Here is a 21,238-nt window from a genome sequence, read left to right on the forward strand (position 1 = left end):
CCTCGGTCAGCTCCCTCTCCCTCCGGGAGAGGGCTGGGGTGAGGGTGCCTTTGATCAGCTACGCAAATGAGTCAGCGGCAGTTCGGTGCTGTTGAGCACCTGATTCAGCACAAAACTCGATCGCACACTGGTCACGCCCTCGATCCGGGTAAGGTGCCCCAGCAACAGCTTCTGATAGTGATCCATATCCGGCACCACCACTTTCAACTGGTAATCGGCATCCACCCCAGTCACCAGACTGCACTCCAGCACCTGCGGCAACGTCCGAATCGCCGCTTCGAAATTCTCGAAACGCTCCGGTGTATGCCGGTCCATGCCGATCAGCACATAAGCCGTCAGGCTCAACCCAAGCATTTTGCGATCGAGCAATGCCACCTGGCGCGAAATATACCCGTCGTCTTCCAGTTGCTTGACCCGGCGCGAGCACGGGGAAGGCGACAGACCGATACGCTCGGCCAATTCCTGGTTGGAGATGCGGGCGTCGCGCTGCAATTCCGCCAAAATACTCAGGTCGTAACGGTCGAGTTTGCTCATCAATCTGTCCTTGGTTGTAACTATTGCGGCAGATTATCTATCCAGGGTTAAAAATTGCGCAAGTGGTGTTTATTTCAGCAATCTTCGCAATCCTCTGTCGCGACCTCAGGCCTATTCTTATCACCAGAATCACTGCTCGGTAACACAGTCCACGCGGCCCGCCCTATCCGGCCTGCCGCGGCCGCCACCCCCATCGGGGTTGTGCCGGCCCCCGAGCTGCACACTGTCCAGAAGACGGCGTGAGGTGAGCCGACGTCAAAAGCGTCGAGCCAGGACGAAGTTCTCTAGAAGGGAGGCCGACGGGTCTCCCTTTTTTCTTGCCTGCGATTTCATGCCAGACGCTCAATAAATAAGTTGCGCGACTGATAACCTGTTGCAGAACCCGGTGTGTGTATTCCCGGTCTTAGCTACAAGTCCTCTTACATTTACAGGCCCCGCAGTGAGAAAAAGCATGAAGTCGCGCATTTGGCGTCTGGCCGGTGTTGGTTTGCTGTGTGTGAGTGTCAGTGCGCAAGCGCTTGCCGATGAACCGCAGAATCGCGGGCCGGAGGGCGGTGGCCATGGCCAGGACCATCAGGGCAATAATCAGGGCCATGGCGGCAACAATCAGCCGCGTCCGCAGAATAATCAGCCACAGCAGAATCAGCCGCGCCCGCAGAACAACGAGATCATTCGTGGCGACAACAGCCGCCAGTTCGAGCACAACGGCCAGCAGCACAACAATAATGGTCAGTGGCAAAACCACGACCAGAACCGTCCAGCCTACAATCCCAACCCGGTGCGCCAGCCGCCACCGCCGCCACAACTGCCGGCCAACAGCCTGCCGATCCAGCCACGGCCCGACGCCGTGCGCCAGACCCAGGAGCCGCGTCAGGGCTACTACCGCGACGAGCGTCCACAAAATGGTTATCACAACCAGCAATGGCAGACCGGTAACCGGCCCAATGACAATCGCTGGCCTGGGCGTCCGGACGGTCACGGCAACGGTTGGGGCTCGGGTCCGCAATATCGCCCGGGGCATGTGATCGACCGCTTCCCGGATCGCGACTATCGCGTGCCGTATCGCGGGCAGGATTACTTTTTCTCCGGTGGCTACTGGTATCGCCCGCAAGGCCCGCGCTACATCGTCGTGCAGCCACCGCGCGGGATCCGCATCCAGTATTTGCCCGATTACGCCCGTGAAGTGTGGATCGGGGGGGCGCTGCTATTCCTCGCCGCCGGTTCCTACTACGCCTATCAGGAAGCGACGCAGGATTACGTGGTCGTCGAGCCGCCGGTGCAGCAACAACCGCAGCCGCAATCACAAGGCTATGACGTCGAAGCGTACCCGGCCAACGGCCAGTCGCCGGAGCAGGTGCAGCAGGACGGTTATCAGTGCTATCAGTACGCCGTGCAGCAAAGCGGTTTCGATCCGCGCACCGCGACCTATCAGCCAGCGCCTGAAGTGGTTCAGGCGTATCGCCAGGCTCAGGGCAATTGCCTGAGCAGTCGCGGTTATCAGGTCCAGTAAGAGCAGCTACGAGTTGCAAATTTCGAGCTACAAGCTTGAAGCTTGCGGCTCGCGGCTTGTAGCTGCTTTTATCGGGTCGGCGTGCACCAGCACTTCGGCTCGCGGGTAGGCCTTGTGAATGGCATCGGCAGCTTGATCACTGATGCCGTGCGCCACTGACAAGGTCAATTCCCCCGGCAATTCCAGGTGCAATTGCACGAACCAGTGGTTGCCGGAGATCCGTGTGCGCAAGTCATGCGCGCCCAACACGCCCGGCACACCGCAGGCCAGTTCAAGCATGTGCTGACTGACATCCGCCGGCAGCTCTTCATCCATCAACACTGAAAAGCTTTCCCGGGCGATCTGGATTGCGCTCCACAAAATGTACGCAGCAATGCCCAGACCGAACCACGCATCCAGTTGCTCAAAACCAAACCCGGCGAGGATCAGCGCAAGCAGAATGCTGCCGTTGAGCAGCATGTCCGAGCGATAGTGCAGCGAATCCGCGCGCACGGCGTTGGAGCCGGTCTGCTTGATCACCCGATGCTGCAACACCAGCAGCGCCGCGGTCAGCAGCAGCGAAAACACAATCACACCGATGCTCAGCCACGGCGCCCCGAGCGGTTGTGGATCATGAAGTCGCTCGTAAGCCTGAAACGCGATCAATACCGCACTGCCGCCAATGAACAACGCCTGCGCCATCCCCGCCAGCGATTCCGCCTTGCCGTGGCCATAACGGTGATCGTCATCGGCGGGGCGCAGCGCGTAATGCACCGCCAGCAGATTGAGCATCGAAGTGACGCCATCCAGCGCCGAGTCGGTGAGGCCGGCGAGCATGCTCACCGAACCGCTCAGCCACCAGGCGATGGCTTTGGCAACGATCAGCGTGCACGCGACCGCCACCGAGGCGCGGGTCGCCAGACGTAGCAGGCGAGCGTGTTCGGGGCTGGATGTCATTTAACTTCCTTTTTAAGCGGCGGGTTGCAGGCCGAACATCGCCAGTTGTTGAGTGCTGCCTTTGTGTTGAATCAGGCGCGGGTCATCCAGAGGAAAGTCCCGCCCAAGTTCACTTTCGAGAATAGCCTGCAGCTTGTGATTATCGACCTGACCGTCCGGGCCGATGGCTTGCTTGAGTTTGGCCGGGTCGATCTGCGCGGTGTGGCCCGGTTCGAAGTAGATCGCGCCGGTGGCAAAGTCGACGGCGAACGCGATCAGGCCGGGGATGACATAGAAAAGCAGGCCCACAGCATCGAGCACGGCAATCGCCGGGTCGATCTTGCCGTCGATCTGACCGCGACGGTCCGGGTAGAAAATCGAACCGCACGCGGTGATTTGCGTGAGCAGGGTGGCGACCAGTGCACCGCCGATCAGGCGAAAAGGTAAGCGCATGGGAAAATCTCCTGATTGATCTAAGAACGAAGCGTCGTCGTGTGAAGTTAAGACCCTGACGAACGCCCGCCAGTTCGCCGTTATACTCGCCGCTCTGTTTGGGAGCCAGCATGAATTCTTTGCCAATCGATGAAGTTTTACCCGCCCTGCGTGAAGCCCTAGCGACACGCCACGAAGCTGTGCTCGAAGCACCGCCCGGCGCTGGTAAAACTACCCGCGTGCCGCTGGCCTTGCTCGATGAGGCGTGGCTGGCCGGGCAGACCATTCTGATGCTCGAACCGCGCCGTCTGGCCGCGCGCGCAGCGGCGGAACGTCTGGCCAGTGAGTTGGGCGAGAAGGTCGGTGAAACCGTTGGTTATCGCATTCGTCTCGACAGCAAGGTCGGCCCCAACACACGCATCGAAGTAGTCACCGAAGGCATTCTCACCCGGCGGTTGCAGGACGACCCGGCGCTGGAAGGCGTGGGCCTGCTGATCTTCGACGAATTCCACGAACGCAGCCTCGATGCCGATCTGGCGTTGGCCTTAAGTCTGAACGGTCGCGAGCTGTTCCGGGCTGAACAACCGCTGAAGATTCTGCTGATGTCGGCCACGCTCGAAGGTGAACGTCTGGCCGGGTTGCTGGACGACGCGCCGATCCTGCGCAGCGAAGGCCGCATGTATCCGGTGACGATGCGCTGGGGCCGTCCGTTTCAGCCCGGCGAATACATCGATCAGCGTGTAACGCAAACCGTGCTCGAAGCGCTGCACGATGAAAGCGGCAGCCTGTTGGTGTTTCTGCCGGGGCAGGCGGAAATTCGTCGTGTGCATCAACAATTGGCCGACGCGATCGGTGAGCGCAGCGACGTGTTGCTGTGCCCGTTGCACGGTGAACTCGATCTCAATGCCCAGCGTGCTGCAATTGATCCGGCGCCGCCCGGCCAGCGCAAAGTGGTGTTGGCGACCAACATCGCCGAGACCAGTCTGACCATCAACGGCGTGCGTGTGGTGATCGATGCCGGGCTGGCGCGGGTGCCGCGTTTTGACCCGGGCAGCGGCATGACGCGTCTTGATACCCAGCGGATTTCCAAGGCCAGCGCCACCCAGCGTGCAGGCCGCGCCGGGCGATTGGAGCCGGGGGTTTGCTATCGCTTGTGGTCGCAGGATCAGCACGAGCAATTGGCGGCGTATGGCAGTGCGGAAATTCTCTCGGCGGATCTCGCCAGCCTCGCCCTGCAACTCGGACGTTGGGGCGTCACGCCGGGCGAACTGGTCTGGCTCGATGTTCCGCCAGCGGCGGCTTATGCCCAGGCGCAGGATTTGCTGCAACGGCTGGGTGCGCTGGAAGGTGAGGCGCTGACCACTCATGGTCAGGCCATGGCTGAGTTGCCTGCGCATCCGCGCATCGGCCATTTGCTGTTGCGCGGACAGGCGTTGGGTTTGGCCAACATGGCCTGCGACGTCGCCGCATTGCTTGGTGAGCGCGATATCGTGCGCGGTGCTGGGGCGGATTTGCACAGTCGGCTTGTGCTGCTTTCTGGCGAAGAGCGTGCCGCCCGTGGTGCGCAGGGCGGGGTGCAGCGCGCTAAGCAACTGGCGCGGCAATATCGCGGTTACCTGCGTGGCAAGGCGAGCGAGCCGGTCAGCGATCCTGATCATCCGCGCTGGCTCGGTGCGTTGCTGGCGCTGGCCTATCCCGATCGCGTCGCGCAACAGCGGCGTGCCGGTGGCGCTGAGTATCGTCTGGCCAACGGTCGCGCGGCATTGTTCGCTGAGGCGGACAGCCTGATGAAAGAGCCGTGGATCGTCATCGCCGACCTCGGCAGCCGTCAGGGCCAGCGCGAAGAACGGATTTATCTGGCAGCGGATTTCGATCCGGCGCTGTTCGATTCCGTGCTCGCCGAACAGGTGCGCAATGTCGATCAACTCGATTGGGATGAACGCGAAGGCGTGCTGCGCGCCGAGCGTCAGCGCAAAGTAGGCGAGCTGATTCTCAGCCGCGAACCGCTGACCGGTCTCGACGAAAATGCGCGCAGTCGGGCGCTGGTCAATCTGGTGCGGCGCAAAGGTCTGGAGCTGCTGCCGTGGACGCCGGAATTGCGTCAGTGGCAGGCGCGGGTGGCGCTGTTGCGACAGCTTGATCTGAATTCGCAGGATGAAAGTCAGTGGCCGGATGTCAGCGATGCAACGTTGCTCAACACCCTCGAAGACTGGCTGATGCCCTATCTGGGCAAGGTTTCGCGGCTCAGCCATTTTGCCAATCTGGATCTGTCGAGCATCGTCCGTAATCTGCTGCCGTGGCCGTTGCCGCAAAAGCTCGATGAGCTGGCGCCACATCATCTGAGCGTGCCGTCGGGGTCGTCGATTCGACTCGATTACAGCGAGTCTCCACCGATTCTCGCGGTGCGCTTGCAAGAACTGTTCGGGCTGGCGGACACGCCACGAATTGCCGGTGGGCGCCAGGTGGTCAAATTGCATCTGCTATCGCCAGCGCGGCGGCCGGTGCAGGTGACGCAGGATCTGGCCAACTTCTGGCGCAGCACCTATGCCGAGGTGAAGAAGGATTTGAAGGGGCGGTACCCGAAGCATTACTGGCCGGATGATCCGCTGGTGGCCGAAGCCACCGCACGGGCCAAACCGCGCGGTACCTGAAGGTCAGAAGATCGCAGCCTGCGGCAGCTCCTACAGAATTGAAGTCGGCCACAGAATAACGGTACGACACCGATCTAATGTGGGAGCTGCCTGCGATGTCATTTCATGAGCGCGAAAAGACTGTTTTGACCCATCCCTGCAGGGTGTACTTCTGGTAGATGTGTTCAGGCACATCGACATACGGATCAGTAATGAACCGTTCCGGAATCACCGGATTGGCCTCATCAATGACCAAAATGTTCGCCGGGTTGTAAAAGTCATAGTCGACCACGCTCTTGTTGGTGGTGATGATTTTTTTCCGTGAGGCCATGGCTTCGAAGAAACGGAAACTCAACCCGGCCTGACCAGGCTTGGAAATGTCCAGAATGATCCGCGAGCGTTTCACCAGTTCGCCGACGGATTCCAGCGACATTCTCTGCTCGAAGAACGTGATGCCCGGATGCGCGTTCGGGATTGGTTTGCACTGAACCAGAAATTTGTAATCGGTCACCCCGAGGCGGTCGAATGCCTGCGCCAGGCCCTCAAGTGCCGGCACCCGATCCTTGCCCGCCATCACCACAAACGCCGAGTATTCACCGGGTTCGCCGTCTGCGCTGTAGTCGTCGTAAATGAAGTTGTGGAGTTTCTTCAGGCCGTAGCTTTCAGCATTCTGCGGGTCGAAGGAAAACACCTCGTCATAAGCGCCGAGTTCTTCCCGGGTCATCGGCCAGCGACTGAAGCTGTCGTAGAGGTAAGCGATCTTGTGTTCGCTGGCATTGAGGCCAGCGGTCAGTTGCCGGGGATCGATTTGTGCCGGGTTGATGATCAATGCAACGTCAAAGCGCCCTGATGCACCGATACTCTTCTTGAATTGGCGTAACTGCGCCCAGCGTTTAAGCGGGCGGCGCAGGATCTTCGGCGCTCGATCAAAGCTGTTCTGTGTCGATGACGTATCGATGAAACACACGTCATTGTCGATCCTCAGATAGTCCGCCAGTTTGCGCGCGTAACCACCAATGTCCTTGCACACCAATAAGATTTTCATGGGATTCCATATCGTGAATTCGGGGCGACGGGCCGATGTTCCTCAGCCCGGCCTAGGGCGTCGCCGGCAGCAGGAAGCGCGCGATCACCGGCAGATGATCGGAGATGCGCAACGTATCGTCCTGACGCACCCTCGCTTCCACCCGTTTCATCTTCGGGCTGTAAAACAGATAGTCGACTGTACGATCCGGGCCGTTCAGGCCAGGATCGTTGGGGTAGTGGGTCAGCCACTGCGCACGATCGATGCCGCTGGCTTCGTTGTTGGTCGGGATCATCGGGTACTTGTCCCACAGCAGATGCAGTTCGCTGTCGGCGGAGTAGGGCGTGCGCTGCTCGGCGGGCAAACGACGGTATTGACCCAGCGGCAACAGGTTGAAGTCGCCGCCGATCAACCACGGCAGGCCCTGACTTTCGTACTTGTCGAGCATTTTGGCCACGGCGCTCACCTGCGCCTGCAGCGTGTCATCGGGCTGGCTGGCACGCTCCAGGTGCGTGTTAAACACGGTCAGTTGCCCGCCGTCGCTCAGTGGCAGTTTGGTCGCGAGCAGGGCGTCTTTCGGCTGGAACTGACGGCTGATGAAATTGGCCGCAGCAACCGGCAATTGCAAGCGCTCGGCGTGCTCGACGCGATAGCGGCTCAGGGTTGCCAGTTGCCGGCCGACGCTGCCGAAAATGTGTCGATCAGGGACGAAATCGGCTTTCCAGTCAAACGCGCTGGCACTGCACGGGTATAGGTCGGCAACGCGTTCCTGCAACAGCTTGAGCTGGTTCTGATAGTCGCTGGCCTTGGCGCCGTCATCGAGCTCCTGCAACAGCACTACATCGGGCTGCTCGTCGCGGATCACCCGCGCCACTTCGTCGAGGCTGAAAGCCATGTCTTCCAGTGTCGGCGCTTCATCTGTGCCCTGGGCCAGATCATTCCAGAACACGTAACGCTTGCCTGCGAGGTACTGCACGTTCCAGGTCATGACTTTCAGCGCCTGGCCCGGCACCAGCGTCGGTGGCGTTCCCGTGCAACTGACCGGCAGGGTTTCGCGGGCGTCGGGACGCCATGTCAGGCTGAAGATCAGCGTGCCGATCAACACGACGGCCAGCACAACAAACAACAGGGTGTAGCGCAGTAGACGGGTCATGGCTCGGCTTATAGCGTTACAGAAAGTGGCCCCGAGCATACCTGACGGCTGTCTCGAAGCCCAAGCGCAGAGCGGTCAGATTACTCTGTCACGTTTGTCAGGCAATTCGCTGATCAGCATGAACAGGCGGAACAACACCACACTGGTAAACAGCTGCAGAAAACTGTGAGCGCTGTCGATCAGTATCGCGATCAGCGGGTTCTGCGGCTCGGGGTACACCGCCAGCGTCGCGCCCTTGAGCAACCACAGCGGCGTCATCACACAGAGAATGCACAGCAGGATTCGCCAGAAATGCCCACGGGTCAGGCGCAGGCTTTCTTTCATCGCCTGCAATGGCCCCATGCCGCGCAGCACCAGCAGGTATTCGCCGAACGCGAGCATCACCATCAGCATCAGGCCCGGCAGGAAATACAGCGACAGGCCCAACAGAATCAGCAAGGTATTGAGCGCCGTGAGCAACGCGAAGCGCGGCCACAGGGTGGCGGCCATCGCCAGCAGGTCACGGTTGCGCGGCGACTCGCCACGGCTGCGCGCATCGAGGAACAGGATCAGCGCTGCGGTGTACAGCGGATACACCAGCAGACCGACGACGATACTGATCGCCGAGATGTTTTCCGGCCCGCTGGCGTGATCGACCACTTGTTGCAGGAATGCTTCGAAAATCACCAGCGGCAGGCACAACTGCACGATGCTGCCCAAATGGCGTTTGAAAAAATACAAAGAGTCGCGCAGCACTTCGAGGGCATTCATCAGTCGGTATCGCAGGTCGAAAACAGTGGCTCACTTTAACCGATGATGGCTGGCGCGACACAAACGTAAACATTCGGTAAAGGTCATTGAAACGTTTTGTCACCGTCTCCATTACAGGAGAGCACCTCGGCCAACGTGGACGAGGGCAATGTTATCCCCGGCAATCTACGAGGTCGCCATGAACAGCGAAGAGCAAACCCTGATCGATGGACTGTTTTCCCGGCTGCAACAGGCCGAAACGGAGGCAGCCCCGCGTGATGCCCAGGCTGAGGCGCGGATCAAGGAACACCTGACCCGCCAGCCAGCGGCAGGTTATTTCATGACCCAGGCGATTCTGGTGCAAGAGGCGGCGCTCAAGAGCCTTGACGAGCAGAACAAGCAACTGACTCAACAAGTCCAGCGTTTGCAGGCTGAGTTGCAGTCGGCGAAGGCCCAGAGTGCCGCACCGGCGCCAAGCGGCGGCGGTGGTTTCCTGTCGAGCATTTTTGGTGGCAGCCCGCGTCCGGCGCCGACTCAGAGTGCCGCGCCGTTCTCGACTGGCGGCTGGCGCGAACCGGCACCGCAGCAGAATTACGGCGCGTCTGCACCCCAACAGAACTTCGGCGCGCCACCGCCTAACTACGCGCAACAAGCCGCTCCAGCGGCAGGCAGCAGCTTCCTCGGCGGCGCCTTGAAAACTGCGGCTGGTGTAGCTGGTGGGGTGATGCTGGCGCAGGGCATCAGCAGCCTGTTCCATCACAACCAGCAGCCGGAAGAAATCGTTGAAGTGATCAAGGAAGAGCCGGCGCAGGTCGCCGACCAGAGCAACAACGGCTGGGGTGATGATCAGCGTGTGGCGGACAATGGATTCTCTGGCAATGACCAGGGCGGCTTCACCGACACCGACTACGGCAACGACAACTCTTCCTTCTTTGATGACGACGATTCCTTCGTCTGATTCACCATTCGTCCGGAGCCCCTTGGGGCTCCGGGCCGATTATTCGCGGAACCCTCCTGATGGCTGGCATACTGAGCGCCTTTTTCGGGCCTGGCGCCTGATCCCGCTTCGTGCGCTTGCGCGCCCACAGGAACTCCGGTGAAAAAAATCGCAGTGTTCGCCGACGTGCAGAACCTCTACTACACCGTGCGTCAGGCTTATGGTTGTCACTTCAACTACGCCGCATTGTGGGCCGACATCAGCAAGGACGGGCAGATCGTCGAGGCCTACGCCTATGCGATCGACCGTGGCGACAGCAAGCAGCAACAGTTCCAGCAGATCCTGCGCAACCTCGGTTTCACCGTGAAGCTCAAACCCTACATCCAGCGCAGCGACGGCTCGGCCAAGGGCGACTGGGACGTGGGCATCACCCTCGACATCATGGACGCCGCCGACCACGTCGACGAAATCGTCCTGGCTTCCGGTGACGGCGATTTCGACATGCTGCTCGAACGCATCATCAGCAAGCACGGCGTTCAAGCCGTCGCCTACGGTGTGCCCGGCCTGACCGCCAACTCGCTGATCCGCGCCGCCAGCCGTTACGTGCCGATCGAAGGCGCGCTGCTGTTAAAAAATTAAGCTGAAGAATTGATTTGTACGGAGTAGAACCCGGTTTGGAACGCATTGCAGTCATCGACTTTGAAACCACCGGCCTCTCGCCGAACAGCAGCTGTCGCGCCACGGAAATCGCCGTGGTCATGCTGGAAAACGGCCGCATTGTCGAGCGTTACCAGAGCCTGATGAACGCCGGCGTGCGCGTCCCCGCGTTCATCGAACAACTGACCGGCATCAGCAACGCCATGCTGCGCACCGCGCCGCCGGCCGAAAAAGTCATGGAAGAGGTCAATGAGTTTGTCGGCTGCACGCCGCTGGTGGCGCACAACGCCTCGTTCGACCAGAAGTTCTGGGACTTTGAGCTGGGGCGGATCAAGCGTACGCGGTTGCAGAATTTTGCTTGCTCGTTGCTGCTGGCGCGGCGGCTAATGCCTGCGGCGCCGAATCACAAGCTCGGTACGCTCACCATGTTCGCGCGCCTGCCGCATACCGGCCAGGCTCACCGGGCAATGGCCGATGCCGAGATGGCGGCCAATCTGATGGCGCATTTGGCGGAAGAGTTGCGGCACAAGCACGGAGTAAGCGAGCTATCGCACGACCTGCTATGCAAACTGCAGAAAGTCCCTGCCGCGAAAGTCAGTGAACATCTGCAGCGCTATCGCTGATCCCCAATCCAGCACACAACTCCTGTACACACCGACTTAACCTACATGGGATAAGACGGTGTGTACTTTGATGCAATGAATCTCCTGTAGGAGCTGCCGAAGGCTGCGATCTTTTTGCTTTAAGCCAGACTAGCGAATTGCTGACTATTGATCTTGCTTACCGGCATAAAGCCTGTCGTTTTCTTGAAGTTCATAGCGTGTACAAAGTTCTTCATCGAGTCTGATGGGTCGATGCTTTGCATGTTGAGTTTGGAGAGTGTCTCGCGAGAGATAGCGACGCTCAGGATGGGTTGGTCCTCCACGTGGCCGGTCGCAGAGTTGAGTATTAAGTCAACGGCCGTAACGATGACGAGGCGCTCGGGAAGAATACTTAGCAGTTCTTGACCCACACGCAAAACGCAGCTGGATACGTAGTCCTGTAACAGCTCATTAAATTTGCTGATCGGCATTTTTTTCACCGATAATTTTCCGCTCTGCAGCAGTGACTTGATCTCTTGAGGGATCACTTTGGTCCCGTGTACCGAGAGCGTGCACTCGAGAATGCCGGTGTCTGCGACCGAGAAATTAATAGAAGTGCCTAAATGGGAAATATCCGTGAACGGATTCACGCGCAAAACTGCATCAATTTTCGATTGGCCATTGCCGGCGAGAATTCCCAGCGCGAGTTCGTGATCTATTTTCCAATCCTGATGTTCCGCTTCCCACTCCGTTACCTCTTGAGCCAACTGCTGCGTGTCTTTGGCAGCCGCTGCTTGAATAGCGAATTCCAGTTTTTTACGCTGTCTGGCCTCAAGCTTTAAAGTGCGCGCAATGAAGCCAGGTTTATAGCTGGCCTGTCTCGCCCTAGCCTGGATTTCATGAGTATTTAGTGCGGCGGGTTTTATCGGTGGCGGTTGATTAGCGAATTCACTCCAATCAATCCTCTCGCCACAGTCTTTATGCACAGACAGCAACAAATCTATGTGATTTTCGTAGACTTCAACTTCGTACGCGGCCTGTTCAAGAGCCTCCATTTTCTCGAACTCTTTCTGACGCACCTGCAATTCACGTTGACGCCGTTTTGAGTTGCGCTCAGCTCTTCTGGCTGACGCCTGCATTGAGCGTAGGGTTCCCTTCCAAGTCATTTTTGAACTCCTTTCATTTCTATCGGTTTTTTATTTTTTGAGAAAGACTGATTCTCGGCATATTCAGGACATTAGCTGCTGCGCTGGGTGGCGTCCATCGACCAAAAGTCTCGCGTAATCGGTTGTTTAGTTACGTGTATGGTTTGGCGAAGCATCCTACTGAAGTTTAGGGGGAATCTGTCTTGAGCCCAGATAACCCTGCCGTTAACCTCTGTGCGTCGCTGCAAATTCAGCGATCGGGACTGCAAGCCCGCCGATAGTTTGTTAGGAGACCACTGGCAAACCTATAATCGCGTCGCTTCAATAAGCGACTATCGATTTATGGTAGCTGTGTGCGGGAGACCTTCGGGTCTGCCGAGGTCTCCTACTCGGTCTTGCAGACCCGCGCACAGCTGCCACCCATCATCTGCAAGTGATGCGGGCAGCTCCGATGTTCTTAGGAGATTTGTCATGGTCAAAGTCGTCCCCACACACTCAGAAAATTTCGGTTCAGCAATCCCTCATGAGCCGCTCATACAACCCCAATTGTTCATCCGTCATCACATTCAACTGAGGGCTACTCTGCAACATGCAGAGGCTTGGTTCTGTGCCCGAGACATCGGTCGTCTCATGGGGCTGGAAATCAATGCGCGACAAGTGCTCAAGTTGGACGAGGATCAGCGACAGATGATGCATCTGTCAGGTAATGATGGCGCTCAAGAGTTTTTGATGCTGAGCGAGTCAGGGGTTTACGCAATGCTGGTTTATCACTATTCCCCAGAGAACCGTCATCTGCGTCGGTGGCTGACTCACGAGATTGTGCCAATGCTTCGTCAGAACTCGAAGTCAGTTCCAGACCCACATTTGCGCTTGATCATGTGTGCCGGGGAAACGTTGAGGCTTCTGCATTGGCGTAATGAGCCATGGATACGCATGCGAGACATGCCGTACATGTTGTCTCAGGAAGGGGCCAGCTACAGATGACGGCCGCTAGTTGTTTCACGATAGAGCGTTGATTTTTGATCGGCTGAATGAGCTATGAACCTGCTCGCGATGACGGTGTGTCAGCCAAAATTTGTATCCACGGATACACCGCTTTCGCGAGCAGGCTCGCTCCCACACGGGGCATCATCGTTCTCAGGATTTGCCGTTGCTTTCGATGTGACCGAGCGGCACGCGCTTTTCAATCGCGCTCGACAACACAATCGAGGTCTTGCTGAAACCAAACTTCGCCACCCGATTGATCAACTCCTCAAGCTCCGTCATCGACCCCACCGCAGCCTTCATCATCACGCATGGATCGCCTGTCACTCGAAAGCACTCGGTCAGTTGCGGGATTTTTACCAGTTCGTCGTAGACCTTCTGACTGCCGTTCTGGTGCAGCCGCAATTCGATCATGCACTGGATCGGCAGGCCGATTTTCGACAGGTCGATTTTTGCCTCGTACCCGGTGATTACCCCGGCAGCTTCAAGCTTGGCCACGCGCTCGGCGACGGCCGGGGCGGAGAGGTTCACCTTGCGCGCCAGGTCGGCGTAGGACGCGCGACCGTTTTCGAGTAGGGCGCTGAGCAGCATGCGGTCGTATTTATCCAAGGCTGAACTCCTGAAAATGCCGGGCTTTCGAAATCTCGGTTTAAGACGTCGATCTCCGTGATTTCCAAAGTTTACCGGCGCTATAAACAGGTTTTGTAACTTATTTTTGCCCGCAAGCCTTTCTAGAATAACTAATCCCGAGAGCCTGACATTCGAGCTGCCCATGCCTGCCTTGCGCCGTTTTTCCTTGCCGCTGATCGCCGCGTTTTTCGCGCTGTATGTGATTTGGGGGTCGACCTATCTGGTGATCCGCATTGGCGTCGAGTACTGGCCGCCGCTGATGCTCGGTGGTGTGCGCTTCGTGATTGCCGGTTCGTTGATGTACGCCTTCCTGCGCTGGCGCGGGGCACCGGCGCCGACCTGGGCGCAGTGGAAAGCGGCGGGGATCATCGGGATTTTGCTGCTCAGTTTCGGTAATGGCGCGGTGAGCGTGGCCGAGCATACTGGCGTGGCTTCGGGGGTGGCGGCATTGGCGGTGGCGACGGTGCCGTTGTTTACTTTGCTCTGTGGATATTTCTGGGGCGCGCGTAACACTCGGCTGGAATGGGCCGGGGTGGCGTTGGGGATTGTTGGTATTGCCATGCTCAACATGGGCTCCAACCTGCAATCGAGCCCGCTGGGCGCGGCGCTGCTGATTTTTGCGGCGGCGACCTGGGCGTTCGGTTCGGTGTGGAGCAGACACTTGCCGTTGCCGCAGGGCGCCATGGCCAGCGCGGTGGAGATGCTGGTCGGCGGTGTGGTGTTGCTGATTGGCAGCGCCGTCAGTGGTGAGCATCTGCAAGCGATACCTCCGGTTGAAGGCTGGCTGGCGCTGGCGTACCTGATCTTCTTCGGCTCGATCATCGCCTTCAATTCCTACATGTACCTGCTCAAGCACGTGCGTCCGGCGGCGGCGACCAGTTATGCCTACGTCAATCCGGCGGTGGCGGTGTTGCTGGGGATTGTCTTTGTCGGCGAGACCATCGGCATCGAGGAAGCGCTGGCGATGCTGGTGATCATCAGCGCCGTGGTGTTGATTGGCTTGCCGCAGTGGCGTCGGCCGGCACAGCCGCCAGTCGTGGCGCCGACAGCCGTTCCCACAGAAACGCGTACGAATTAGGGTAAACTGCGCGGCATTGCATGCCTGCGTTATTTTTTCCTACGGTACTCCCATGACTTTCGCCACCCTTGGCCTGATCGAACCCTTGCTGCGCTCTCTCGAGACGCTCGGCTACCAGACCCCGACGCCGGTTCAGGCGCAAGCCATTCCGGCCGTGCTGGCCGGTCGTGACCTGATGGCCGCGGCTCAGACCGGTACCGGCAAGACCGCCGGTTTCGCCTTGCCACTGCTGCAGTTGTTGGCCATGGAAGGGCCGAAAGTCGCTGCCAATTCGGCGCGTGCGCTGATTCTGGTGCCGACCCGCGAGCTGGCCGAGCAGGTTCATGAGTCTGTGCGCCAGTACGCCGAAAACCTGCCGCTGCGCACGTACGCGGTTTACGGCGGCGTCAGCATCAACCCGCAAATGATGAAGTTGCGCGGCGGCGTCGATGTGCTGGTCGCCACGCCTGGTCGCCTGATCGACCTGTTCCGCCAGAACGCGCTGAAACTCGATCAGTTGCAGACTCTGGTGCTGGATGAAGCCGATCGTATGCTCGACCTGGGCTTCTCCGAAGAACTGGCGAACATTTACCGCATGCTGCCGAAGAAGCGCCAGACCCTGCTGTTCTCCGCGACCTTCTCCGATGACATTCGCCTGCTGGCCGGGCAGATGCTCAACGATCCGCTGACCGTCGAAGTCAGCCCGCGCAACGTCGCTGCCAACACGGTCAAGCAGTGGATCGTCACGGTGGACAAGAAGCGCAAAGCCGAGCTGTTCGTGCATTTGATGCGCAAGAACAAGTGGAAGCAGGTGCTGGTGTTCGCCAAGACCCGCAACGGTGTGGATGCGCTGGTGGAAAAACTCCAGGGCCTCGGTGTGAATGCTGACGGTATTCATGGTGATAAACCGCAAGCAACCCGTCAGCGCGCGCTGGATCGTTTCAAGCTCAGTGAAGTGCAGATTCTCGTGGCCACCGACGTTGCTGCGCGAGGTCTGGACATCGAAGATCTGCCGCTGGTGATCAACTTCGATCTGCCGATCGTGGCTGAAGACTACATTCACCGCATCGGCCGTACTGGCCGTGCTGGCGCAACCGGTGAGGCGATTTCGCTGGTGTGCGCGGATGAAGTGAACATGTTGTCGGCAATCGAGATGCTGACGCGGCAAACTTTGAAGCGTCAGAACGAGCCGGATTTCGAACCGGAGCACCGTGTGCCGGACACCGATGCCAGTGGTCAGGTGATCAAGAAACCGAAGAAACCGAAGAAGCCGAAAGCTTCCGGTGGTGGCGGCAAGCGCAATCTGGGCAAGTGGGTCGACAGCGGCGAGACGCAGGCGCCGGAGCCTTCGATCAAGCCTGTGCGGAAAGTGCCGGTGTTCAACACGGGGCCTCGTAAGCGTAAGCCTTAAGGTCAAAAGCCCCTCACCCTAACCCTCTCCCCAAGGGAGAGGGGACTGATTGGGGGATGCTCGCGAATTACGCCGACCTGATCCTACGGCTGTGAATCCATAATCGACTCGGTCTTTCACGTCGACGGATGACGCCAGACACCTCACCCCAGCCCTCTCCCTCTGGGAGAGGGCTGGGGTGAGGGTTTAGCTTTTCAGCCACTGCACAATACCCAATCCCGCCGCCCGCCCGCTGGCAAAACACCCGGTCAGCAAATACCCGCCCGTTGGCGCTTCCCAATCTAGCATCTCCCCCGCGCAGAACACCCCCGGCAACGCCTTGAGCATCAAGCGCTCATCCACCGCATCGAACGTCACGCCCCCGGCACTGCTGATCGCCTCGTCCAATGGCCGCGTTTTCACTAACGTCATCGGCAGTGCCTTGATCGCCCGGGCCAATAGCGCTGGGTCGGCGAAAGTTGCTGCATCGGTCAGTTCGCGCAACAGCGCCGCTTTCACCCCATCAATCCCGACCTGACTGTGCAGATGCTTGGCCATCGACCGCGAGCCACGTGGCTTGCTCAACGCCGTCTGCAATTTATCCACAGGCCGGCCGGGCAACAGATCAATGTGAATAACCGCCGCGCCATGCTGATTGATCGCCTCACGAATCGGCGCCGACAGCGCATAAATCAGACTGCCTTCAATCCCTGTCGCGGTGATCACGCATTCGCCCAAGCGCGGAACGTCGTCGTTCAAACCGATGGCGATATTTTTCAGCGGCGCGCCGGCGAATTTACTGACCATCAATTCGCTCCAGGCCTGCACTTCAAAGCCGCAATTACTCGGCTGCAACGGCGCCAGTCCTACACCGCGTTGTTCCAGTGGCAGCATCCAAGCGCCGTCCGAACCGAGCCGCGACCAACTGCCACCGCCGAGGGCGAGCAGGGTGGCGTCGGGTTTGACGGTGATTTCACCTTCCGGGCTGTCGATGCGCAGCGCGCCGTGTTCATCCCAGCCGAGCCAGCGGTGGCGGGTGTGGATAACTACGCCGCTGTCGCGCAGGCGTTTGAGCCAGGCGCGCAGTAGCGGGGCAGCTTTCATGTCGGTGGGGAACACGCGGCCGGAGCTGCCGATAAAGGTTTCGATGCCCAGATCATGAATCCATGTGCACAACGCGTGGGCGTCGAAACCGCGCAGCAGCGGGGCGATTTGCGGCGCGCGCTCGGCGTAGCGCGAGAGGAATGCCGGGTAGGCTTCGGAGTGGGTGATGTTCATCCCGCCGACGCCGGCCAGCAGGAACTTGCGGCCCACCGAGGGCATGCCATCGTAGAGATCGACGCGGATTCCGGCCTGGCTCAGCACTTCAGCGGCCATCAGGCCGGCGGGGCCACCGCCGATGATGGCGACGTGAGCGGGGGAGGAGGCGGAAGTCTGGGTCATGGCGTGCGCTGCGGTATGGCGGGATAAGGCGCGCATTCTAACAGCCGAGATCCTTTGTAGGAGTGAGCCTGCTCGCGATAGCGTCAGCACATTCAACATAGCGTTGACTGATACACCGCTATCGCGAGCAGGCTCACTCCTACAAGGGATTGGGGTTGGCTTGAAATTTTGGTTGAAAAATGATCAGTGCCCTGCAGCCCATGAATAGCATGGCCTGCAGTCCCTTTCACTCAGGTTATCCACAGGCAGTTCCACAGCGATTGTGGGTAACGCAGCACAACTCAGTGACAACCGTGTGAATGCCAGACCCGCTGTGCGCTGTGATGGAGAATGCCATGGCGGCGGGCGAGGGCGTGGCGATCCTTGCTGTAGCCGCCGCCGATCACGCCCATCACCGGAATATCGCGGCCCAGGCAATGGCGCATCACGCTTTCATCACGAGCAGCGACGCCTGCGTCCGTCAGTTGTAGATAACCGAGGGCGTCGTCCTTGTGTACATCGACACCCGCGTCGTACAGCACCAGGTCCGGTTGATACAGCGGCAGCAGGTAATTGAGTGTGTCGTCGACCACTTTCAAATAGTCGGCATCGCCCATGCCTTTGGGCAGTGGAATGTCCCAGTCACTTTGCGCTTTGCGTGCAGGAAAATTCTTCTCGCAGTGCAGGGAAACGGTAATCGCCTCCGGCGTGTCATGCAGGATCCGCGCGGTGCCGTCGCCCTGATGCACATCGCAATCAAAGATCAGCACGCGATTGACCCGACCGCTTTGCAGCAGGTAATGGCTGATGATCGCCAGGTCATTGAAGATGCAGAACCCCGCCGGGTAGTCGTAATGCGCATGATGAGTGCCGCCGGCCAAATGGCAGGCCAAACCATGCTCCAGGGCTTTCTCCGCGGCCAGAATCGAACCGCCGACCGCGCGCACCGTGCGTCGCGCCAAGGCTTCGTTCCACGGCAGGCCAAGACGCCGCTGGTCTTCGCGGGACAACTCGCCGCTCATGTAGCGTTCGATATACCCACGGTCATGGGCGAGGGCGAGGATGTCGTTGGGGCAGATCTCCGGGCGCAGCAGGTCGGCATCGCGGGTCAGACCACTGTCCACCAGGTGGTCGCGCAGCAAACGAAACTTGTCCATCGGGAAGCGGTGATCCGCCGGAAACTCGGGGCTGTAGTCTTCGTGGTAGATCAGCGGCAGTGGCATGGCGAATTCATGTAGGAACGTAGGAAAGAGTGAAGGATCCTACCAGCGATGTAGACTTGCGGCATGGAAACGGAGGGGCACTATGGAGCCGATACTGGAACTTGAGAGCGCGCGCTTGCTGATGCGTCAGTGGCAGGACGAGGATTTGCCGGCATTTGCCGCGATGTGCGCCGATCCTCAAGTCATGCGTTATTTTCCGGCGCCGTTGAGCCGATTGGAAAGCGCCTCGATGATCGGCCGCGTGCGTGGGCATTTTGCCGAGCACGGTTTCGGCTTGTGGGCGCTGGAGCGCAAGGACAGCGGTGAATTCATCGGTTTCACCGGACTCGGCGTGGTCGGTTTCGATGCGCCGTTCACCCCCGCGGTGGAAATCGGCTGGCGCCTGGCCAAGGAACATTGGGGCCTGGGCTATGCCAGCGAAGCAGCGTGGACCGCTCTGCGCTGTGGCTTTGATCGGTTGGCGCTGAAGGAAATTGTCTCCTTCACCGCGCAATCCAATCTGCCTTCGGAGAAAGTCATGCAGGCGATCGGCATGCATCACGCCCCGGAAGATGATTTCGATCACCCGAAGCTGGCCGTCGATCACTCATTGCGCAGGCACGTGCTGTACCGCATCACCCGGGAACAATGGCTGCAAACCTTGCATGGATAAGCCGACACGGACGTTTACAATGGCCGCCATATCATTGGCCCGCGCCAGAATCTGAATCGGCCGCCGCAGCCAAGACTGCGCGGCATAGTGCTTTGTGTGAGGAGAGTCTGAATGAGCCAAGTGTTGGAAGATCTGGTCGACTTGCTGACCCTGGAACCGATCGAAGAAAACCTGTTCCGTGGCCGTAGCCAGGACCTGGGTTTCCGCCAGTTGTTCGGTGGTCAGGTGCTCGGCCAGTCGCTGTCGGCGGCCAGTCAGACGGTTGAAGAGGCGCGCCATGTGCATTCGATGCACGGCTATTTCCTGCGTCCGGGCGATGCCAAGTTGCCGGTGGTTTACTCGGTTGATCGCGTGCGCGATGGCGGCAGTTTCAGCACTCGTCGGGTCACGGCGATCCAGAAGGGCCACCCGATCTTCACCTGCAGCGCGTCGTTTCAGTATGACGAAGCAGGCTTCGAGCATCAGAGCCAGATGCCCGTAGTGGTCGGTCCGGAGAACCTGCCGTCGGAGCTGGAATTGACCCAGCAACGCGCGCACCTGATACCGGAACACATGCGCGAAAAACTGCTGTGCCCGAAACCGATCGAAGTACGCCCGGTCACCGAAAAAGACCCGTACAACCCGCAGCCGGCCGATCCGGTGAAGTACGTGTGGTTCCGTGCCGACGGCGCATTGGCCGACATCCCGGCGCTGCACAAATACCTGCTGGCCTACGCTTCGGACTTTGGCCTGCTGACCACCTCGATGCTGCCTCACGGCAAATCGGTGTGGCAGAAAGACATGCAGGTCGCCAGCCTTGATCACGCGCTGTGGTTCCATAATGATCTGCGCGCCGATGACTGGTTGCTCTACGCGATGGACAGTCCGTGGGCCGGCAATTCCCGTGGGTTCTCCCGTGGCAGCGTGTACAACCGCGCCGGGCAATTGGTGGCTTCGGTGACGCAGGAAGGTTTGATCCGCCATCGCAAGGATTGGGCATGAGCCTGAAAGAGGTTAAGCACTGGGTGTTCGACATGGACGGCACGCTGACCGTCGCCGTGCATGACTTTGCGGCGATTCGCGTGGCATTGGCGATTCCGCCGCAGGACGACATCCTTACGCATCTCGCCGCGTTGCCGGCGGATGAGGCGGCGGCCAAGCATGCGTGGTTGCTCGAGCACGAACGCGATCTGGCGCTGGGCTCGACCCCGGCGACCGGGGCGGTAGAGCTGGTGCGTGATCTGCACGCGCGGGGCTATCGCCTCGGCATCTTGACCCGCAATGCGCGGGAACTGGCGCACGTGACGCTGCAAGCGATTGGATTGGCTGACTGCTTTGCGGTGGAAGATGTGCTGGGCCGCGACGAAGCGCCGCCGAAGCCGCATCCGGGCGGTTTGCTGAAACTGGCTGAGGCCTGGGAAGTGCCGGCCAGCGCGATGGTGATGGTCGGTGATTACCGCTTTGATCTGGATTGCGGACGAGCGGCGGGGGCGCGCACGGTGTTGGTGAATCTGCCGGATAACCCGTGGCCCGAGTTGGCCGATTGGCATGCGAAGGATTGTGTCGAGTTGCGGCGGATGCTTCTGGCCTGAAATCTTTGGTGCCTGAGCTGACCTCTTCGCGAGCAGGCTCACTCCTACAATTGGAATGCGTT

The 21,238-nt window shown here is 59.4% G+C and carries 21 protein-coding genes; 11 read left to right on the forward strand and 10 right to left on the reverse strand.

Annotated elements, in window-relative coordinates; all coding sequences use genetic code 11:
• Positions 1-54 precede the first annotated feature (54 nt).
• Positions 55-534, reverse strand: coding sequence for an Lrp/AsnC family transcriptional regulator (locus tag ACI514_RS29295; RefSeq protein WP_007909658.1), 480 nt, complete (start codon positions 532-534; stop codon positions 55-57).
• Positions 535-985: 451 nt separating this feature from the next.
• Between ACI514_RS29295 and ACI514_RS29300 the strand changes: the two genes are divergently transcribed.
• The gene (locus ACI514_RS29300) at positions 986-2,044 is read left to right on the forward strand and encodes a DUF6515 family protein (protein WP_405122819.1); all 1,059 of its coding nucleotides are present in this window, start codon (positions 986-988) and stop codon (positions 2,042-2,044) included.
• 27 nt (positions 2,045-2,071) lie between these two features.
• Here the strand turns inward: ACI514_RS29300 and ACI514_RS29305 are convergent, their stop codons facing one another.
• Complete coding sequence (locus tag ACI514_RS29305; RefSeq protein WP_405122820.1) at positions 2,072-2,980, reverse strand: cation diffusion facilitator family transporter; 909 nt, start codon at positions 2,978-2,980, stop codon at positions 2,072-2,074.
• 12 nt (positions 2,981-2,992) lie between these two features.
• Positions 2,993-3,412: a polyribonucleotide nucleotidyltransferase gene (locus ACI514_RS29310; protein ID WP_160059524.1), complete on the reverse strand. Its 420-nt coding sequence runs from the start codon at positions 3,410-3,412 to the stop codon at positions 2,993-2,995.
• A gap of 110 nt (positions 3,413-3,522) precedes the next feature.
• Between ACI514_RS29310 and hrpB the strand changes: the two genes are divergently transcribed.
• Entirely contained in the window at positions 3,523-6,042 is a 2,520-nt protein-coding gene (gene hrpB, locus ACI514_RS29315) for an ATP-dependent helicase HrpB (RefSeq protein ID WP_160059523.1), read from the forward strand.
• Positions 6,043-6,145: 103 nt separating this feature from the next.
• On the opposite strand, the gene ACI514_RS29320 is transcribed toward hrpB, so the two are convergent.
• The 3 genes from ACI514_RS29320 to ACI514_RS29330 form a co-directional block, all read right to left on the reverse strand.
• The gene (locus ACI514_RS29320) at positions 6,146-7,066 is read right to left on the reverse strand and encodes a hypothetical protein (RefSeq protein ID WP_160059522.1); all 921 of its coding nucleotides are present in this window, start codon (positions 7,064-7,066) and stop codon (positions 6,146-6,148) included.
• 52 nt (positions 7,067-7,118) lie between these two features.
• Positions 7,119-8,198, reverse strand: coding sequence for an endonuclease/exonuclease/phosphatase family protein (locus ACI514_RS29325; RefSeq protein WP_405122821.1), 1,080 nt, complete (start codon positions 8,196-8,198; stop codon positions 7,119-7,121).
• A 75-nt stretch (positions 8,199-8,273) separates the two neighbouring features.
• Positions 8,274-8,948, reverse strand: coding sequence for a YciC family protein (locus ACI514_RS29330; RefSeq protein ID WP_405122822.1), 675 nt, complete (start codon positions 8,946-8,948; stop codon positions 8,274-8,276).
• Positions 8,949-9,126: 178 nt separating this feature from the next.
• Here ACI514_RS29330 and ACI514_RS29335 point away from each other — a divergent pair, with 178 nt between their 5' ends.
• The 3 genes from ACI514_RS29335 to ACI514_RS29345 all read left to right on the forward strand — a co-directional run bounded on the left by ACI514_RS29335 (position 9,127) and on the right by ACI514_RS29345 (position 11,144).
• A complete protein-coding gene (locus tag ACI514_RS29335) occupies positions 9,127-9,885 on the forward strand; it encodes a DUF2076 domain-containing protein (protein ID WP_405122823.1) in 759 nt (252 codons plus the stop codon).
• Between the two features lie 138 nt (positions 9,886-10,023).
• Complete coding sequence (locus ACI514_RS29340; protein ID WP_007949802.1) at positions 10,024-10,503, forward strand: NYN domain-containing protein; 480 nt, start codon at positions 10,024-10,026, stop codon at positions 10,501-10,503.
• A 35-nt stretch (positions 10,504-10,538) separates the two neighbouring features.
• A complete protein-coding gene (locus tag ACI514_RS29345) occupies positions 10,539-11,144 on the forward strand; it encodes a PolC-type DNA polymerase III (protein WP_405122824.1) in 606 nt (201 codons plus the stop codon).
• A gap of 119 nt (positions 11,145-11,263) precedes the next feature.
• On the opposite strand, the gene ACI514_RS29350 is transcribed toward ACI514_RS29345, so the two are convergent.
• Positions 11,264-12,268, reverse strand: coding sequence for a hypothetical protein (locus ACI514_RS29350; protein ID WP_405122825.1), 1,005 nt, complete (start codon positions 12,266-12,268; stop codon positions 11,264-11,266).
• A gap of 450 nt (positions 12,269-12,718) precedes the next feature.
• Between ACI514_RS29350 and ACI514_RS29355 the strand changes: the two genes are divergently transcribed.
• Positions 12,719-13,231 (forward strand): Bro-N domain-containing protein, encoded by a 513-nt coding sequence (locus ACI514_RS29355; protein ID WP_405122826.1) that lies wholly within the window; start codon positions 12,719-12,721, stop codon positions 13,229-13,231.
• 153 nt (positions 13,232-13,384) lie between these two features.
• Here the strand turns inward: ACI514_RS29355 and ACI514_RS29360 are convergent, their stop codons facing one another.
• Positions 13,385-13,840 carry an Lrp/AsnC family transcriptional regulator gene (locus ACI514_RS29360; protein ID WP_405122827.1) on the reverse strand — a complete coding sequence of 152 codons (456 nt, stop codon included), beginning with the start codon at positions 13,838-13,840 and terminating at the stop codon, positions 13,385-13,387.
• A gap of 163 nt (positions 13,841-14,003) precedes the next feature.
• Between ACI514_RS29360 and yedA the strand changes: the two genes are divergently transcribed.
• Both yedA and ACI514_RS29370 read left to right on the forward strand, forming a co-directional pair.
• Positions 14,004-14,939, forward strand: coding sequence for a drug/metabolite exporter YedA (gene yedA, locus ACI514_RS29365; protein ID WP_405122828.1), 936 nt, complete (start codon positions 14,004-14,006; stop codon positions 14,937-14,939).
• A 52-nt stretch (positions 14,940-14,991) separates the two neighbouring features.
• Positions 14,992-16,329 carry a DEAD/DEAH box helicase gene (locus ACI514_RS29370; RefSeq protein ID WP_016986155.1) on the forward strand — a complete coding sequence of 446 codons (1,338 nt, stop codon included), beginning with the start codon at positions 14,992-14,994 and terminating at the stop codon, positions 16,327-16,329.
• Positions 16,330-16,515: 186 nt separating this feature from the next.
• Here the strand turns inward: ACI514_RS29370 and ACI514_RS29375 are convergent, their stop codons facing one another.
• Both ACI514_RS29375 and ACI514_RS29380 read right to left on the reverse strand, forming a co-directional pair.
• Positions 16,516-17,751, reverse strand: a complete 1,236-nt coding sequence (locus ACI514_RS29375; protein ID WP_405122829.1) for a TIGR03862 family flavoprotein — start codon at positions 17,749-17,751, stop codon at positions 16,516-16,518.
• Positions 17,752-18,032: 281 nt separating this feature from the next.
• Positions 18,033-18,953 carry a histone deacetylase gene (locus tag ACI514_RS29380; RefSeq protein WP_405122830.1) on the reverse strand — a complete coding sequence of 307 codons (921 nt, stop codon included), beginning with the start codon at positions 18,951-18,953 and terminating at the stop codon, positions 18,033-18,035.
• Between the two features lie 82 nt (positions 18,954-19,035).
• On the opposite strand from ACI514_RS29380, the gene ACI514_RS29385 reads away from it, so the two are divergent.
• From ACI514_RS29385 to ACI514_RS29395, 3 genes are all read left to right on the forward strand, one after another.
• Positions 19,036-19,605: a GNAT family N-acetyltransferase gene (locus tag ACI514_RS29385; RefSeq protein ID WP_405122831.1), complete on the forward strand. Its 570-nt coding sequence runs from the start codon at positions 19,036-19,038 to the stop codon at positions 19,603-19,605.
• A 111-nt stretch (positions 19,606-19,716) separates the two neighbouring features.
• Complete coding sequence (gene tesB, locus ACI514_RS29390) at positions 19,717-20,586, forward strand: acyl-CoA thioesterase II (protein ID WP_003228466.1); 870 nt, start codon at positions 19,717-19,719, stop codon at positions 20,584-20,586.
• Positions 20,583-21,176 (forward strand): HAD family hydrolase, encoded by a 594-nt coding sequence (locus tag ACI514_RS29395; RefSeq protein WP_160059514.1) that lies wholly within the window; start codon positions 20,583-20,585, stop codon positions 21,174-21,176. Before tesB ends, ACI514_RS29395 begins: the two co-directional genes overlap by 4 nt.
• Positions 21,177-21,238 lie beyond the last annotated feature (62 nt).

Source organism: Pseudomonas sp. M20, from assembly GCF_045037865.1.
GTDB lineage: Bacteria > Pseudomonadota > Gammaproteobacteria > Pseudomonadales > Pseudomonadaceae > Aquipseudomonas.